Below are 15,513 nucleotides of genomic sequence, written 5' to 3'. Positions count from 1 at the left end.
ACCCTATGTACGCGGAACATTTCACCGGAATGTTCGGTGGCGGGTTTTAGGATCAGTAGAAAGGCAGATGAGCAGACCTGCCAGATGTGCCACAATAGACGCCAATTTATAATTTCCGGTAACCCGGCCCGCTGACCGACTCGAATCAACAGGCGCCGGTCTACCCCACTTTGTCTCAACTGAAAGAAAGGTTATGGCCCAGTACATCTATACAATGAATCGCGTCGGCAAGGTTGTGCCGCCAAAGCGGGTAATCCTCCGTGACATCTCCCTCTCCTTTTTTCCCGGCGCCAAGATCGGCGTCCTGGGTCTGAACGGCGCTGGCAAATCAACCCTGCTGCGCATCATGGCCGGGATCGACACCGACATCGAGGGCGAGGCGCGCCCGCAGCCGGGCATCCACGTCGGTTATCTGCCACAGGAGCCACAGCTTGATCCGGCCAAGGATGTTCGCGGCAACGTGGAAGAGGCCTTGGGTGATGTGGTCGAGGCGCTGGCCGAACTTGACAAGGTCTACGCCGCCTACGCCGAGCCGGACGCCGACTTCGACGCCCTGGCCAGCAAGCAGGCAAAGCTGGAAGACCTGATCAACGCCAAGGACGGACACAACCTGGAACGCACTCTGGAGATTGCGGCCGACGCCCTGCGCCTGCCACCCTGGGACGCGGATGTGACCAAACTCTCCGGCGGTGAACGACGCCGCGTGGCACTGTGCAAGTTGCTGCTCTCCAAGCCGGACATGCTGCTGCTGGACGAACCGACCAACCATCTGGACGCCGAGTCCGTGGCCTGGCTGGAGCGCTTCCTGCACGACTATCCCGGTACCGTGGTGGCGGTTACCCATGACCGCTATTTCCTGGATAACGTGGCCGGCTGGATTCTCGAACTGGACCGTGGCCACGGCATCCCCTGGGAGGGCAACTACAGCTCCTGGCTGGAGCAGAAGGAGCAGCGCCTGGAGATGGAGCAGAAACAGGAGGCGGCCCGCATCAAGAGCATGAAGCACGAGCTGGAGTGGGTACGCTCCAATCCCAAGGGGCGCCACGCCAAGAGCAAGGCGCGTCTGCAACGCTTCGATGAGTTGCAGAGCCAGGAGTTCCAAAAGCGCAACGAGACCAACGAGATCTATATCCCGCCCGGTGAACGACTTGGGGATCTGGTGATCGAGGCCAAGGGGCTGAGCAAGGCGTTCGGCGACAAGCTGCTCTACAGTGATCTCTCCTTCAACCTGCCCAAGGGCGGCATCGTCGGCATTATCGGCCCTAACGGGGCCGGCAAGACCACCCTGTTCCGCCTGCTGACCGGCCAGGAGCAGCCCGACGGCGGTGAACTGCGAGTTGGTGACACGGTCAAGATCTCCTCCGTCGAACAGTCCCGCGAGGCCCTGGATGATAACCATACCGTCTGGGAAGAGCTCTCCGGCGGCGCCGACATCATCACCATCGGCCGCTACGAGCTCAATTCCCGCGCCTATGCCAGCCGCTTTAACTTCAAGGGAACGGATCAGCAGAAGCGTATTGGCGATCTCTCCGGTGGTGAACGCAACCGGGTACACCTGGCCAAAACCCTGCAGCAGGGCGGCAATGTGCTATTGCTTGACGAGCCGACCAACGACCTGGATGTGGAGACCCTGCGAGCGCTGGAAGAGGCACTGCTCACCTTCCCCGGCTGCGTGGTGGTGATCTCGCATGATCGCTGGTTCCTGGACCGTATCGCCACCCATATCCTGGCCTTTGAGGGAGACTCGGCCGTCACCTGGTTCGAAGGCAACTATGCGGATTATGAGGCCGATCGGAAACGGCGCCTGGGAGCCGAGGCGGATCAACCGCACCGGATCAAGTACAAGCCACTGAACCGTTGATCGCACAGACGGCTGGGCGGCACTTACGGCGGGCAAAGCCCGCCCTACGATAGGGCGCCCTATGGGCGCCTGCCGTCCGAGACAAACTGGCAACCCTAGCAATCGCGCAGGATGGGCAAAGCTTACGCTCCCAGCATCTCGGATAAATTAATCCGGCGCGAACAGTCACAATTCTCGGCAGGCAACACCATGAACCAGACTGAACAACTTCTTGAGCGGGCACAACGGTTGATCGAACGGCTGGAGGGGGTCTTTGCCCCCACCACTGCCGAACCGGACTGGAATTGTATCGCCTTTCGCTGGCAGCGCGGCACGGGTCTGCAAGCCATTACCAGACCGCATAAAGTACAACTCGACGACATCCTCTGTGTAGATCGGGTCAAGGCTGAAATCACTCGCAATACCCGCCAGTTTGTCGAAGGCCGCAGCGCCAACAACACCCTGCTCTGGGGCTCCCGCGGTACCGGCAAATCCTCCCTGATCAAAGCGCTGCTGAATGAGTTTGCCGATCAGGGGCTGCGTCTGATCGAGGTGGAGAAGCATGACCTGATCGACCTGACTTCAATCGTCGAACTGATCCAGGACCGGCCTGAACGCTTCCTGCTCTATTGTGACGATCTCTCGTTCGAGGCGGATGACGCCAGCTACAAATCACTCAAGGCGATACTGGACGGCTCCATCTCCGCGCCGCCGGAAAATGTGCTGATCTACGCCACCTCCAATCGACGCCACCTGCTGCCCGAATTCAAGCAGGAGAACCAGGATGTGCATATCGTGGAGGGGGAGATACACCAGAACGAAAGCGTGGAAGAGAAAATTTCACTTTCCGAGCGGTTCGGACTCTGGCTCTCATTCTACCCGTTCAGCCAGGACCAGTATCTAACGATTGTCGACCACTGGCTGACTCGCCTGGGCGCACGGACAACCGCCGATGAGTCGATACGACTTGAGGCCCTGCGCTTCGCCCTCAAACGGGGCTCAAGAAGCGGCCGGGTCGCCCTGCAGTTTGCCCGCGACTGGGCGGGCCGCCTGCCGGAAGACCTCCCTGACGAAAAAGATTAACCGCGCCGCCAAGTGGTCCCCTGCGGACCGTCTTCGAGCACCACACCCTGGTCCTTGAGTTGATCCCTGATCTTATCGGCCTCCACCCAGTTCTTTTCCGCCTTGGCGGTGTGGCGCTGCCGGATCAGACCATCGATCTGGTCATCACTGAGCCCGCTTTCCTCAACGCCACCGCGCAGGTAGTGTTCCGGATCGTCTTGCAGGATACCCAGCACTCCGCCCAGCCGGCGCAGTTCGGCCGCCAGGGCTGCCGCCCGGTCCACCTCCTCTGAACGCAACCGGTTGATCTCCCGCACCAGATCAAACAGCACCGCCAACGCCTCCGGCGTATTGAAGTCATCATCCATGGCTTCATGAAACCGTTCCACGAAACCTTCCCCGCCTGCCGGTTCTGCGGCCGGCAAGCCGCGCATGGCGGTGTAGAAACGGGTCAGGGCGCCACGGGCGTTATCCAGATGCTCATCGTCGTAGTTAAGCGGACTGCGGTACTGGCTGGTGAGGATAAAATAGCGCACCTCTTCCGCCTGATAGCGGGCCAGGATTTCCCGAACGGTAAAGAAATTGCCCAGTGACTTGGACATCTTCTCATCATTGATGCGAACAAAGCCGTTGTGCATCCAGTAGTTAACGAAGGGTTTTCCGGTCGCTCCCTCGGACTGGGCAATCTCATTCTCATGGTGCGGAAAAGTGAGATCGGCGCCCCCGCCATGGATATCAAAAGTATCACCCAGACAGCAGGTGGACATGGCAGAGCACTCGATATGCCAACCGGGACGCCCTCCGCCCCAGGGAGAATCCCAGGACGGTTCCCCCGGTTTGGCTGATTTCCAAAGCACGAAATCGAGAGGATTGCGCTTCTGGTCATCCACTTCGACCCGGGCACCTGCCTGCAGATCCTCCAGTGTCTTGCCCGACAACTTGCCATAGTCGGCAAAACTGCCGACCGAATAATAGACATCCCGGTTGTCCGCCACATAGGCGTGACCATTGGCCACCAACCTCTCGATCATGGCGATGATTTCGGCGATGTGGGCGGTCGCCCGCGGTTCACTGTCCGGCATCAAAATACCCAGCGCCGCGGAGTCCTCATGCATGGCCTGGATGAATCGCTCCGTCAAATCGCTGAACGGCTCACCATTCTCGTTGGCCCGATTGATGATCTTGTCGTCAATATCGGTAATGTTGCGGATATAGGTGACATCGTAACCCTGTGATTTCATATAACGATAGACCACATCAAACACCACCATCACCCGGGCATGCCCCAGATGACAGAGGTCATAGACCGTCATGCCACAGACATACATCCTGACTTTTCCTGGCTCCAGCGGCACAAACGCCTGTTTCTGGTTGGTAAGATCGTTGTAGATCTTCAGCATAACGACTCCGGCAGATCATCTTTAACTTGGGAAACCCGGCACAGGACAGAATCCAACGGCCGTTCCCTGACCGCGCATAGTAAACGAAAGCACCCATGCAACAAAGGGGGTAACCGGGGCGGAGATTAACCGGGGCTTTTTCCTCGAGCCGGGAACCTTTATCATTGGACGTTCATGCACTATCACTCGATTCTGCCCGAATCACTAAGTAAGCGAGTATTGATAATGAATAGACGCCTTATTTCTCTACTGTTAGCACTGGTCTTTACCCTTGGCAGCGCCGCCCAGGCCAGCGCGGATACCACACGGGTGCTGATTAAAACCAGCGTCGGAGAAATTGAACTGGAGCTGGATGGCGATAAAGCACCCGGCACTGTTGAGAATTTCCTTCGCTATGTCGATGAGGGCTTCTACAATGGAACGATTTTTCATCGCGTAATAAACGGTTTCATGATCCAGGGAGGTGGATTCACCACCGATCTTGATCAAAAACGTGGGCATGCACCGATTCAGAACGAGGCAAAAAACCGCCTGTCCAATGCGCGCGGCACCATTGCCATGGCCAGAACCAGTGCGCCTCACTCCGCCACTTCCCAGTTTTTTATTAACCACAAAGACAATGACAACCTCGACTACCCCAGCTTTGACGGCTGGGGTTATGCAGTGTTTGGCCGAGTCACCGGGGGAATGGAAACGGTGGACCGGATTGCCGATGTCGCGACCACCACCAAGATGGGCATGCAAAATGTTCCTGTCGAATCAGTCATAATTGAAAATATCACCCGTATCACCAACTAAACCACAGGAAGCCAGCACATGATCACTCTCAAAACCAATCGTGGAGACATCGTCATAGAACTGGACGAGGAGAAGGCGCCGATTACCAGTGCAAACTTTGCCCAATACGTTAAGGATGGCTTTTATAACGGCACAATTTTTCACCGGGTCATCAACAACTTTATGATCCAGGGCGGTGGCTTTGAGGTCGGAATGACAGAGAAAAGCACCCGTGCCCCAATCGAAAACGAGGCAAAGAACGGCTTGAGCAACGTCATCGGCTCCATTGCCATGGCACGAACGATGGATCCACACTCCGCATCAGCCCAGTTCTTTATCAATGTCGCAGACAATAAATTTCTCGACTACCCGGGTCAGGACGGTTGGGGCTACTGTGTCTTTGGTAAAGTGGTCGAGGGGATGGACGTGGTCAATCAGATGAAAACCGTCGATACCACCATGAACAGAGGGCATCAGGACGTGCCGGTTGAAGACCTGATTATTGAAGAGGCGATCATCAGCGAATAAGTTGTGAAGCCGGCATGAGCGACACCCTGATCATTTCAGACCTCCATCTGTCACAACATCGACCCGATACCGTGGCCCTGTTCCTGCACTTTCTGCGGGAGCGGGCCTGTGGTGCCGGCGAGCTTTACATTCTCGGCGATCTGTTCGACGCATGGATAGGCGACGACAACATCCTGCCGCCGGTCCCCGAGGTTGTTCAGGCACTGCACCAATTGACAGACAGTGGTTGTAAGCTCTCCGTAATGCATGGCAATCGGGATTTTCTGCTGGGAAGCGATTTTGCGAGAGCAACCGGCGGCAAGCTGCTACCAGACCCCTTCGTGGCTGACCTGGGCGGAGAAACCACTCTGCTGATGCACGGTGACCTGCTCTGCACCGATGATCTGGAATATCAGCAGGCACGTAAGCTGCTGCGCAGTCCGGAGTTTATTCGGGACTTTGTCTCCCGCACCATCGAAGAACGCGTCCAGCTCGCAGCCGAGTACCGTCGGCGTAGCGGTGAAGTGGTCTCACTGAAGTCGGCCGACATCATGGATGTCAATCAGCAGACGGTTGAACGCTACATGCGTGAGTATCAGGTCAGGCGCCTGATACACGGCCATACCCATCGCCCGGCGTTACATGAATTTCAGCTGGATGGTACGCCGGCCCAACGCTATGTGCTGGAGGACTGGCATGAACAGACCGGCTCGTACCTTCGGGTTGATAACCAATCTATCCGGCAGGAAACTTTCTCTTGAAGGCTAATTGGCCTTGATGGTTATTCGGCGTTCAGCCCTGTACAACGGCTTTTGTAACCCCAGCCGGCTCTCAGAATTTATCACCAGAGGCGCCATAAAGTTGGCATTTACCCGAGAACCCTGCGCCTCTGCATCTTGTTCCGCGGTCTGCCGATAGGCCACTAATAACAGTACCACATCCTCGGCCCGCTCCAGTTTCAGCAGCGCCTGTTCCTCGTCGCTCAAGATGAATTCATAGAAAATGTTCAGGCTTTCCGGGGCAAAAACCGAGAACGTAAGATCCGGGTCGTCAACCGACTGCAGATATCCAACCACATCATCAGCATGCTGTTGAAAAAGTTGAAACGTACGATCCTTTTCAAAACCGGGAATGCCCAAGGGAAAGACTATGCGGGCTTCAGGATCATCGAATTGTGTTCCAAGCGAGGTACTCTCTATCTTCATGCCAGCTCCAAAAATGCTGACCAAGACATCCGCTGTTACCTGTCAACAATACTAAGCGATATACCGGCCTATCTGGAAAACAGAGACACCGGCCATCAAGCCTACCTACTTATCCTTCTGTGGGTCTTCCGGGTTTTCAAAATCAAAATCCATGTCTATGGAAGGTATATCATCATCCTCTGACTCGTCACTATCCTGAATCAGATCGCCAAACGTCACCGCATCGCTGTATTCACCCGAAATTTCCAGATCGTCAAGATCAATATCAATATCCAGCGGGCTCTGCTGAGTTGGCGCTCCCTGCCCTGCCGACCCCGCGGTATCTTTCCCGGGAGCTGCTGGCAGGATCATGTCGATTGATTCATGCCGCTGCCAGGCAGGATGTTCAGGTACAAGGTGCTGACCCATATCGATCACTTTTTCCCACAACTCCGGGGACTGATTCATCAGCGCTGGATAGACCTGATCGAGATAACTGGCGAATGCCTTCTTGTCCCGCCTGAACGCATAGATCTCGAGTAGTTTTGCTTGAAGCTCAAAACTGTCGGGATTCTGTTCCATTGCCTCTTCAACCAGGGACTCGGCCTGGCTGTAGCGACGATAGGCCAGATAGATATCCGCTTCCATCAAAATTGAAGCAATATCATTGCTCTTTTCGGGAAGCAGACTGACCTCATCGTGAGTCTGATTCCGGGGCGCCTTTACCGGAGTCATCGGGACATCGGCCGGTTCATGAACCACCTCAACCGGAGGCACCGATTCATTCCTATCGGGCGCGGTTGTTTCACCGGACATTTCAAAAAGTGCTGGCGCCTCGAACGCTGTCTCCCGTCGCCTTCCCCGCATATTCAGCAGGAGTAACGTTGAGAGAACAACGATCACCGCGCCCATCAGTATCATCCAGTACTCATCTTTCCAGACAGCTTCCATGGGCGAAATGTCTGTAACGGGAGCACTGACTGAAACATTACCGGTCGGCGGCGGTGCCGACGACATCACCGTAGCAGCGTCTGTAGCCACCCCCTGTCCCGGCACGGCATCCTTCGACCCGACCTGGGCAATTTGCTGGCGCAGATTTTCGAGCTGGGCGTCTTTCTCTTCCAGCGCTTTCTTCAGCGCTTCCACCTTCGACTCCAGCGCCGCCCTCAGTTCCACGATGTCCCTGTTTATCTCCTGTACGGCAACCAGCTCCTGTTCGGAATCCTTAATGGCCTCGCGTAACTTGTCACTTTCCTGCGCCGGATAATCTGCTTCACTCTTCTCCGCCAACTGCCAGTTACGGTCCGGCTCAACCACTCTTAGCCGCTGACGTTCCTCGGCAGTGAGTTCCTCACCCGGTGCCACGCTCGCTATTGGTTCCTGTGCCAGTTCGCCGCCCGCCTGTCGGCCAGTGGATTCAGCCACGGGGGTATCGGGCGCCGTACTCTGCTGATCAAGCGCGGGCCGAGGCTCCACGACGTTATCGGTTGGCGGTGGCGCAGTGGATACCCTGCGCCCCTTACGCCACTCATCCATCTGCTGCTTTACTGTTGCGCGCGCCTCTGTCTCAGTGATCGCCGCAATCTCCCCGGGAGTGGGAATAGTCAGCAAAGCCCCCTTTTTCAACAGGTTGATGTTTCCTCTATGAAATGCATCGGGGTTCGACTTCAGCAAGGCAACCATGGTCCGATTGCGGGAAACGTCGGCATCGGGCTGTACCTTTCCGGCGATCACCCAGAGTGTCTCGGTCCGCTGGACCGGCCCATAGGTCGATGTAGCAGAAGACGAACTAGCTGGCGCGGCTGAATTTCGCTCCGACGACAGCGCAACTGCCTCTGACCTCGGCGGCTGGTAAGTGGGTGGATCGAGCAGGATAGTGAATTCACGAACAAGATTGCCTTGCGGCCAGCTCACCTCCAGAAGAAAATCCAGAAATGGCTCACGGATGGCCTCGCGTGTGCTCACCTGTATGTAGGGATCGCCATTTTCCGGAAAAACCGCTCTGAACCGCAGCTTGGATAGCAAAAAAGGCCTTTCAATTCCCGCGCGCCGAAAACCTTCAGGGCCAGCCAGTTTTACCCTGATGTCATCGATTGCCATCTGTTCGACCGATATCAGCCTCACCTTGGCATCCAATGGTTCATTGAGGGCCGATTCGACCTTAATACCACCCAGCCCCAACGCGAAGGCCGAGGCTGATGAAATCAGCAGCAGAAGTAATAAAAGTGAGTTTCTGATCATTATTTTAATCGGATTTCAGTCAAATCCGTTTCTCTGGTTACCCAACAATATCCCCACCCCGGAAAATAACCAGGAAATGATATATGTGGCGCAATATAAAACAATAAGTTAACTACGTCACTCAAATCCGGACATAAATCGATTATGTGGCAGATGCCAAGCCCACAGTCACTCTGACTCCATTAGCCGAAGCATATCGCTGTAGGTAGCATAATTGGCATAGGCGAGCACAGGAAGCACCACAAGCAGCAGTGGCAAGGCAAACAATACGGTAAAAAAAGTCAGCCCCCCCAATACAATAGCCCAGAAGAACATCAGCCTGGTGTGGCCTGACACTGTCCTGACACTAAACGAAACCGCATCCACCAGTCCGCACTGTTTCTGCAAAGCATAGGGAATAGAAAACACCGTAATGCAGAAGGTGATGAAGCTGAGTACAAATCCAAGAATACTGACGAATAACAGGAATGCCAGGACATCGGTGCGCAAAACCGGATCAGCCTTGTAGGCTGACAACGATGTCGGCACGAAGTCAAAATAGACGCTGTAGATTATCAACGCATCGGTAATCCAGATCAGATAGATCACCAATGAGACCAAACCGATCACCATGATAGATACCGGACATTGCCTGAACCCTTCAGCAATATCGGCAAACCCCGGCCTGCTACCGCTGTGGATCCTGTCGGCCAGGTAATAATAGACTGCAACCAGTCCCGGTACGACAATGAGAAATCCACCGGCAATGATAAAATAGACAACACTGAAACCGTGATGCAGAAGCATCCCGCCCATTGCCAGGCCAATCACCAGGAATAACGCGGCATAGATCATATTGAGAAACGCCGCTTGCCTGAAATCCCGCCAGCCCCGACTAAGCCATTCCCAGGTAATTGCGAACATCATCTTTTCCCGCGTGATATTGACACTCATATATCCACATCCAACTGCTTTGCCTTTTTGCTTAGTATAATTCTAGACGCCTCGCCAAGTTATCCAGATTACGTGAAAATTCGTAAATACCAAGCAAGCCGGCACGGGGGAAACGATGGCCGCACTCTGGTTTGATCCGACAGGCGTGAATGGCCGGCATGCAGCCGAAGAGTCTCAATCGACAGGCACTGACCTGGGAAGACTGATTATTTTAAATCCGATTTATCCGCATTGCCGGGGCCGGATTTAATCTTGAGATCTGGGATATCGACTCGTCCAATGACATGTAAAACGATGCCGACCCCCACAAAAAAGACCACCGCCGCACCAAAACTGGCAACCACCGGATGATCACTACCAAGTTCACCAGAATAGTACACCGAGGCAAGGATACAGCCGATAGCGGCAATATAAGAGATTATTGCAATATAAAATGAAACTTTCTGCGCCCTTCTGGTTTGCGTCACCTGATTACCTCTGCCAACAAAGCCTGATGTCCGTTGCAGGGTACCCCAATCAATACTGACTGACCAATTGTATTCTTTAAATGAACTCCCACCTGGGCCCAAATTAAGGTCCTGTTTCAGTGGGTGTTGACCTCCCTCTGGGGAGTCACCCGACGGGGCGACCTCGGCCACACCTGCCAAAAGCACTGATCCTGACACCATAGATAACCGGGACAGAGTCAATATAGAGCGGCAGGTTAAATTCTCTTGCCAATCATCAGAAATTTAGTTTATTTTGATCTAATGCTTTTAGGCGCGAAAGAATTTAATTACCTGGCAATCCATGTCCACCGATAAACAGATGACCCTGCAGATCTCGGCACAACAGATAGATCAGTTCTGTACCGAGCTCTGCCGAGGCAGTTCCAATGCCAGCCGTAAACACTCCGCCCTGATTGCGCTGGAAGGTTTTATAATCCGGCACTCATCAACTGATAAATATACCGGTATATTCAACCGCATTATCGGTATCATTCAGGATTATGCGGAGCAGACACGCACCGAACTGCTTAATGAGTACGCAGACAGGCTTCGGCCGGCATTGAAAAACAGGGATCGAACTGAACTCGCCAGGGTCCATCAGTCTGTTTCACGCAATGGATTTGATCACCTGCTGGACCAGGTGCTGGAGAATCTGGCTCCAGATATGCGAAGTGCGCTCAAGCTGTGGGCTGAAGAATGGGTCACTGACGCAGATTCCAAAGCGCGCCAAGCCAGCGGATACCCTGATGCACTTAATTTTAAAGAGGCGGGGATTCGACTTGACGAGTATCGGGCAATGACTGAATTAAAGAGAAAGTTAACACTATTATGAAGTATCTGTTAGCCACCCTGCTTCTGTTGCTTACCACAACGCTATTCGCAGATGATGCGGAACACACCTCATTTGCTGCCATAACAACCGCGACGGACCTGCATGCAGATGGGAAAACAGCCAAAACAGAGAACAAGGCCATACTGCTGTTGGTATCACAAGAGCACTGCAGCTTTTGCGTACAGATCAAGCGCGAAGTGATCAGCCCAATGTTGCGGAGCGGCAACTACACCGATACTCTTTTAATTCGTGAGTTGATACTTGACGGCGTCTCAACCGTCATTGATTTTAAGGGCACCCAAAGAGACAACCACAGTTTTGCATACGATTATAAGGTTTCGGTGACACCTACCCTGCTGTTTCTCGATGCAGAGGGAAAAGAGCTATCCGAACAAATGGTCGGAATACAGACACCAGACATGTACTACTACTATGTTGATCAGTCTGTTCAGGAAGCAATCAAGGCAATCGGTCATCAGACTAAACTCTGACATGCGCACAGTGATGCCTTCAAAACTGAAAACCTTACACACCCTTCTGGTATTTCTACCATGTGTGATCCTCACAGCCAATGGACAGGCCGCCACAACCGTAGGACCACTGACAACGGGAGGTGCAGCCTGCGTCGTCGCAAAAAAACTGGGGGACTCCCTGGCCATTGAATGGGCAACGGGGGAACCCTCTGTTGCCCATGCTATCGAAAAGGCAAAACAGGCACTTCGCATTAAAGGTTACGAGTATGTATTTCCCCAATCAAACAGTAATAACCCGCATGGCTGGATGATCATTATCAAAACTCAATATCGTACTTATACCGGCAGAGAACGCACCAGCTACGGGTGTGGTTTCAGTAACCAGTCTCCAGCCGGTGCAGAGAGCAACGCGCTGCTCAATCTTCGCACCTACTCCTGGGGCTGGAAAGAGAGTATCGGTTACGAAGTGATCGAGAAACATCAGTACTAACCATCTGGTCAGTGCAGGCCTGACAGCCAAACTGCCCGGAAAACCGAGAAGCACCTGCAAGTGCTCAACATCAACAGGGCGCCAGAAAGCCTTGATAACCGCTAGGGAGAGACAACCATGTATAAAAAATTGATCGCCGCACTACTTGCCACCACTGTATCCAGCGTTGCTATGGCCAGTGAACTGGAAGCTGAGGCCCTTGGTCTGGTAAAGCAGTTCGGATCGACACTTAAGGGACAGCTGGTCAGCGCCATGAAAGAGGGGGGCCCGGTTAAGGCCATCGAATTCTGCAATCTGAGGGCACCCGGTATCGCCGCCGACATCGCCGCCGCTTCAGGCTGGGAAGTAGGCAGAACAAGCCTTAAGATCCGCTCGGAAGACAACGCCCCCGATTCCTGGGAACTGAAAGTTTTGCAGGAGTTTGAAGCCAAGAAATCAACCGGGACCGCACCGGCCATGCTCGAATACTCAGAAGTTGTTGAAGTGGATGGAAAAAAGAATTTTCGCTATATGAAGGCCATTCCCACTGAAAAGGCCTGCCTCAACTGCCATGCCGCTACCATCGCACCCGATGTTGAAGCAAAACTGCATGAACTCTATCCCAGCGACAATGCACGCGGCTTTAATGAAGGCGATATTCGTGGCGCCTTCACCCTTACAAAACCACTCTAACAACCACACATATCCAGACTGACCAGGGGCCTAAGGCCCCTGTTTTTTTGTTCCGCCCCGCCCTACCTGTTTTTACACCACTTGGGGTTATACTTTCCTTCAGACAGGTGTGCCTATAACAGACCGAAGGAATTCAGCAATATGCCCGCTCAATACTATGATATCTTTTTTTCTGGTAAGACCGTGGATGGAGCAGATCTCGCGGAAGTAAAACAAAACCTTGCCAGAATCTTCAATACCGGAAGTGAACAGCTTGAGCACCTCTTCTCGGGGAATTCGGTGAAGGTTAAAGGTAGCGTGGATCAGGAGACCGCGATCAAATACCGGGTTGCCTTCAGAAATGCCGGCGCCCTGGTAGACATCCAGTCAGCAGACCCTGTTGCCGATCCAGCGAAAACGGCCCCATCCGCCGCGCCGCAGAATCAGCGTAAGGAAATTATGACCCTGCTACCCCCCAGAGCGGGTAGCCTGATTGATTGCGCGCCGGCAATACGACCCGCGCCATTACCCGACATCAGCAAATTGTCACTGGCCAGTCCAGGCGCCCTGCTGGATGAAACACCTCCACCACAGGCCAGATCAATTGACACCAGCAATCTTGAGCTCGCACCAGCCAATACCGGTACCCTGGAAGATTGCCAGATCATAAAGGAACCCGCGGTACTACCAGACATCAGTCAATTGTCGATCGCTGAAGACAGCAACTGAACCGAATACACCATAAATACTAAAGGCCGATACACAGAGTGCTCGGCCTTCCTTGTGAACAAGTCAGATGCCGTTCGGATTAAGGCAGCATCATCCCTCGAATCATAAAGTAGAGCAGCGCCGCCATCAGTCCAGAGACCGGGACGGTAATAACCCAGGCAGCCACGATTTTCAACAAGGCGGATCGCTTCACCAGTTCGTGTCGATAGACCTTACGCAGACCTTTACGCTCTTTCTTTGTCAACGGGGCGTCGTGTTCGGTTTTGGCCTGCTTTTTTAACTCCCTCAGCATTTCGCCTTTTTTTGTCAGGGAGGCTTTCTTGAATTCCATCAGATAAGCCTCGATCGCATCGGGGTCATCATCCTGGTGATGTATCTTTATCTCTTCAACCATCTTGGCATAGCTGGTCTTGATGAATTCACGCAGGAATCCCACACCGAAAATACCACCAACGGCGATATGGGTGGAGCTGACCGGCAAACCCAGTTGGGTAGCAAAAATCACCGTCACCGCGGCCGCCATAGCGATGCAGAAGGCGCGCATTTTATCCAGCTCAGTGATCTCACTGCCCACCGTCTTGATAAGCTTCGGACCATAAAGTGCCAGTCCCACAGCAATACCCAGAGCCCCCACCATCATCACCCAGAGTGGTATGGCAGCCTTCTGTGCAATACCGCCATGGACGATTGCATCATTAATCGCCGCCAGCGGCCCAACGGCATTGGCCACATCATTGGCCCCGTGGGCGAAACTCAGCAAGGCCGCAGCAAAAATCAGCGGCAAGGTAAACAGCTTGTTAATACTCTGCTTTTCGTTGGGTAGATTATTGGCCACCCGGGAGAGGAGCGGTCGAACCAGGACAAAAACCACCAGACCCATGATCAGGCCGATAAAAACCGCGGAACCAAACTCGGTTTTCCATATTTTCTTGAAGCCTTTCAGGACGATATAGGTGGTAAAGGCCCAGGTCATGAGTCCCACCAGCAACGGCACCATGCGCTTGGCCGCCGCGATCATATCCACCTGATAAGTGATAGTACGCTTTATAAGCAACAGAAAAGCGGCGGCGATAATCCCTCCCATAACCGGAGAAATGACCCAGCTAGCCGCGATGGCCCCCATTTTGTCCCAATTGGCAATGCCTACACCGCCAGCCGCGATGCCGGCACCGAGCACTCCGCCCACAATGGAATGGGTGGTTGACACTGGCGCACCCAGGGCGGTAGCCACATTCAGCCAGAGAGCACCGGCAAGCAGTGCCGCCATCATCAGCCAGATGAAGGCATCTGTCCCGTGGATTGCTGAAGGATCAATAATCCCCTTCTTGATAGTGCTGACCACATCGCCACCAGCGATCAAGGCACCCGACGCCTCAAAAACAGCAGCGATAATAATCGCCCCGCCGAGAGTGAGCGCCTTTGAACCAACCGCGGGCCCAACATTGTTGGCCACATCATTGGCACCGATATTCATGGCCATATAGCCGCCGATAACTGCGGCGACCATCAACATCACATGCCCCGGAGTATCCATTCCGCCACGCATGCCGGTGAATAGCATGATACCCACTATAAAGAGCAGGGCTATGCCAATTCGAAACAGCTCCTGCCGGCCTTTACTGGTCGCTTTTTCAAGCTCACTTATGTTCTGAAGTTCCATAAAAACTCAGTATGGATTCGGTTTAGACCTCGGCATGAAGATCGTTAATGGAACGCCGAACATGCCCCCGGAATTTGAGTGCGCACTGTAACATTTTTGTCATTCAAAAGCCCCATGGAAAGCAGATAAAACAGCGGCGCAATGTTTCAGCGCAGTCTCTTATGTATGCTGGCTTCAATGGATTGAATGGAAATCTGGTCCAGGTTTTGCTTAACTAGAACCCAGATATATTAAATCGACGCTTAA

General features: G+C 53.8%; 16 protein-coding genes. 10 read left to right on the top strand and 6 right to left on the bottom strand.

Annotated features, from left to right (window positions below):
• The first annotated feature begins 193 nt into the window (after nucleotides 1-193).
• Entirely contained in the window at nucleotides 194-1,861 is a 1,668-nt protein-coding gene (gene ettA, locus ACHZBF_RS04415; RefSeq protein ID WP_029135104.1) for an energy-dependent translational throttle protein EttA, read from the top strand.
• Nucleotides 1,862-2,050: 189 nt separating this feature from the next.
• Nucleotides 2,051-2,923 carry an ATP-binding protein gene (locus tag ACHZBF_RS04410; RefSeq protein ID WP_029135103.1) on the top strand — a complete coding sequence of 291 codons (873 nt, stop codon included), beginning with the start codon at nucleotides 2,051-2,053 and terminating at the stop codon, nucleotides 2,921-2,923.
• Here ACHZBF_RS04410 and cysS read toward each other — a convergent pair.
• Complete coding sequence (gene cysS / locus ACHZBF_RS04405) at nucleotides 2,920-4,302, bottom strand: cysteine--tRNA ligase (RefSeq protein WP_029135102.1); 1,383 nt, start codon at nucleotides 4,300-4,302, stop codon at nucleotides 2,920-2,922. The genes ACHZBF_RS04410 and cysS overlap by 4 nt on opposite strands.
• Before the next feature lie 225 nt (nucleotides 4,303-4,527).
• Here cysS and ACHZBF_RS04400 point away from each other — a divergent pair, with 225 nt between their 5' ends.
• The 3 genes from ACHZBF_RS04400 to ACHZBF_RS04390 are packed head-to-tail and all read left to right on the top strand — an operon-like array spanning nucleotide 4,528 to nucleotide 6,347.
• Nucleotides 4,528-5,100 carry a peptidylprolyl isomerase gene (locus tag ACHZBF_RS04400; RefSeq protein ID WP_029135101.1) on the top strand — a complete coding sequence of 191 codons (573 nt, stop codon included), beginning with the start codon at nucleotides 4,528-4,530 and terminating at the stop codon, nucleotides 5,098-5,100.
• An 18-nt stretch (nucleotides 5,101-5,118) separates the two neighbouring features.
• Nucleotides 5,119-5,607 carry a peptidylprolyl isomerase gene (locus tag ACHZBF_RS04395; RefSeq protein WP_029135100.1) on the top strand — a complete coding sequence of 163 codons (489 nt, stop codon included), beginning with the start codon at nucleotides 5,119-5,121 and terminating at the stop codon, nucleotides 5,605-5,607.
• A 14-nt stretch (nucleotides 5,608-5,621) separates the two neighbouring features.
• The gene (locus ACHZBF_RS04390) at nucleotides 5,622-6,347 is read left to right on the top strand and encodes a UDP-2,3-diacylglucosamine diphosphatase (protein ID WP_029135099.1); all 726 of its coding nucleotides are present in this window, start codon (nucleotides 5,622-5,624) and stop codon (nucleotides 6,345-6,347) included.
• A gap of 3 nt (nucleotides 6,348-6,350) precedes the next feature.
• On the opposite strand, the gene fliW is transcribed toward ACHZBF_RS04390, so the two are convergent.
• From fliW to ACHZBF_RS04370, 4 genes are all read right to left on the bottom strand, one after another.
• Complete coding sequence (gene fliW, locus ACHZBF_RS04385) at nucleotides 6,351-6,815, bottom strand: flagellar assembly protein FliW (RefSeq protein WP_157606896.1); 465 nt, start codon at nucleotides 6,813-6,815, stop codon at nucleotides 6,351-6,353.
• An 81-nt stretch (nucleotides 6,816-6,896) separates the two neighbouring features.
• Nucleotides 6,897-9,011, bottom strand: coding sequence for a type IV pilus assembly protein FimV (locus tag ACHZBF_RS04380; protein ID WP_029135097.1), 2,115 nt, complete (start codon nucleotides 9,009-9,011; stop codon nucleotides 6,897-6,899).
• A 168-nt stretch (nucleotides 9,012-9,179) separates the two neighbouring features.
• Nucleotides 9,180-9,944: a DUF2189 domain-containing protein gene (locus tag ACHZBF_RS04375; protein WP_029135096.1), complete on the bottom strand. Its 765-nt coding sequence runs from the start codon at nucleotides 9,942-9,944 to the stop codon at nucleotides 9,180-9,182.
• A gap of 206 nt (nucleotides 9,945-10,150) precedes the next feature.
• Nucleotides 10,151-10,591, bottom strand: coding sequence for a hypothetical protein (locus tag ACHZBF_RS04370; protein ID WP_051302759.1), 441 nt, complete (start codon nucleotides 10,589-10,591; stop codon nucleotides 10,151-10,153).
• Nucleotides 10,592-10,733: 142 nt separating this feature from the next.
• Between ACHZBF_RS04370 and ACHZBF_RS04365 the strand changes: the two genes are divergently transcribed.
• The 5 genes from ACHZBF_RS04365 to ACHZBF_RS04345 all read left to right on the top strand — a co-directional run bounded on the left by ACHZBF_RS04365 (nucleotide 10,734) and on the right by ACHZBF_RS04345 (nucleotide 13,607).
• Nucleotides 10,734-11,264: a hypothetical protein gene (locus tag ACHZBF_RS04365; RefSeq protein WP_029135095.1), complete on the top strand. Its 531-nt coding sequence runs from the start codon at nucleotides 10,734-10,736 to the stop codon at nucleotides 11,262-11,264.
• Nucleotides 11,261-11,755 carry a thioredoxin family protein gene (locus tag ACHZBF_RS04360; protein ID WP_051302757.1) on the top strand — a complete coding sequence of 165 codons (495 nt, stop codon included), beginning with the start codon at nucleotides 11,261-11,263 and terminating at the stop codon, nucleotides 11,753-11,755. Before ACHZBF_RS04365 ends, ACHZBF_RS04360 begins: the two co-directional genes overlap by 4 nt.
• A gap of 13 nt (nucleotides 11,756-11,768) precedes the next feature.
• Nucleotides 11,769-12,227, top strand: a complete 459-nt coding sequence (locus ACHZBF_RS04355; protein ID WP_157606895.1) for a hypothetical protein — start codon at nucleotides 11,769-11,771, stop codon at nucleotides 12,225-12,227.
• A 117-nt stretch (nucleotides 12,228-12,344) separates the two neighbouring features.
• On the top strand, nucleotides 12,345-12,899 hold the full coding sequence (locus tag ACHZBF_RS04350; RefSeq protein ID WP_084610312.1) for a Tll0287-like domain-containing protein: 555 nt from the start codon (nucleotides 12,345-12,347) through the stop codon (nucleotides 12,897-12,899).
• A 279-nt stretch (nucleotides 12,900-13,178) separates the two neighbouring features.
• Entirely contained in the window at nucleotides 13,179-13,607 is a 429-nt protein-coding gene (locus ACHZBF_RS04345; RefSeq protein WP_321527755.1) for a hypothetical protein, read from the top strand.
• A 79-nt stretch (nucleotides 13,608-13,686) separates the two neighbouring features.
• Here ACHZBF_RS04345 and ACHZBF_RS04340 read toward each other — a convergent pair whose 3' ends face one another.
• Nucleotides 13,687-15,267, bottom strand: coding sequence for an inorganic phosphate transporter (locus tag ACHZBF_RS04340; RefSeq protein WP_029135090.1), 1,581 nt, complete (start codon nucleotides 15,265-15,267; stop codon nucleotides 13,687-13,689).
• Between the last annotated feature and the right edge of the window lie 246 nt (nucleotides 15,268-15,513).

It is taken from the genome of Sedimenticola selenatireducens, assembly GCF_963675335.2.
Lineage (GTDB): Bacteria > Pseudomonadota > Gammaproteobacteria > Chromatiales > Chromatiaceae > Sedimenticola > Sedimenticola selenatireducens.
The sequence above is the reverse complement of the archived record's forward strand: the minus strand, read 5'-3'. Positions and strand labels throughout refer to the sequence as shown.

What these genes read in the sequence shown, in the direction of transcription:
- ettA (WP_029135104.1), top strand. Translation starts at nt 194, where the DNA reads ATGGCCCAGTACATCTATACAATGAATCGCGTCGGCAAGGTTGTGCCG.
- ACHZBF_RS04365 (WP_029135095.1), top strand. Translation starts at nt 10,734, where the DNA reads ATGTCCACCGATAAACAGATGACCCTGCAGATCTCGGCACAACAGATA.
- ACHZBF_RS04375 (WP_029135096.1), bottom strand. Translation starts at nt 9,944, where the DNA reads ATGAGTGTCAATATCACGCGGGAAAAGATGATGTTCGCAATTACCTGG.
- ACHZBF_RS04395 (WP_029135100.1), top strand. Translation starts at nt 5,119, where the DNA reads ATGATCACTCTCAAAACCAATCGTGGAGACATCGTCATAGAACTGGAC.
- ACHZBF_RS04410 (WP_029135103.1), top strand. Translation starts at nt 2,051, where the DNA reads ATGAACCAGACTGAACAACTTCTTGAGCGGGCACAACGGTTGATCGAA.
- ACHZBF_RS04350 (WP_084610312.1), top strand. Translation starts at nt 12,345, where the DNA reads ATGTATAAAAAATTGATCGCCGCACTACTTGCCACCACTGTATCCAGC.
- ACHZBF_RS04390 (WP_029135099.1), top strand. Translation starts at nt 5,622, where the DNA reads ATGAGCGACACCCTGATCATTTCAGACCTCCATCTGTCACAACATCGA.
- ACHZBF_RS04340 (WP_029135090.1), bottom strand. Translation starts at nt 15,267, where the DNA reads ATGGAACTTCAGAACATAAGTGAGCTTGAAAAAGCGACCAGTAAAGGC.
- ACHZBF_RS04360 (WP_051302757.1), top strand. Translation starts at nt 11,261, where the DNA reads ATGAAGTATCTGTTAGCCACCCTGCTTCTGTTGCTTACCACAACGCTA.
- cysS (WP_029135102.1), bottom strand. Translation starts at nt 4,302, where the DNA reads ATGCTGAAGATCTACAACGATCTTACCAACCAGAAACAGGCGTTTGTG.
- ACHZBF_RS04400 (WP_029135101.1), top strand. Translation starts at nt 4,528, where the DNA reads ATGAATAGACGCCTTATTTCTCTACTGTTAGCACTGGTCTTTACCCTT.
- ACHZBF_RS04380 (WP_029135097.1), bottom strand. Translation starts at nt 9,011, where the DNA reads ATGATCAGAAACTCACTTTTATTACTTCTGCTGCTGATTTCATCAGCC.
- ACHZBF_RS04355 (WP_157606895.1), top strand. Translation starts at nt 11,769, where the DNA reads ATGCCTTCAAAACTGAAAACCTTACACACCCTTCTGGTATTTCTACCA.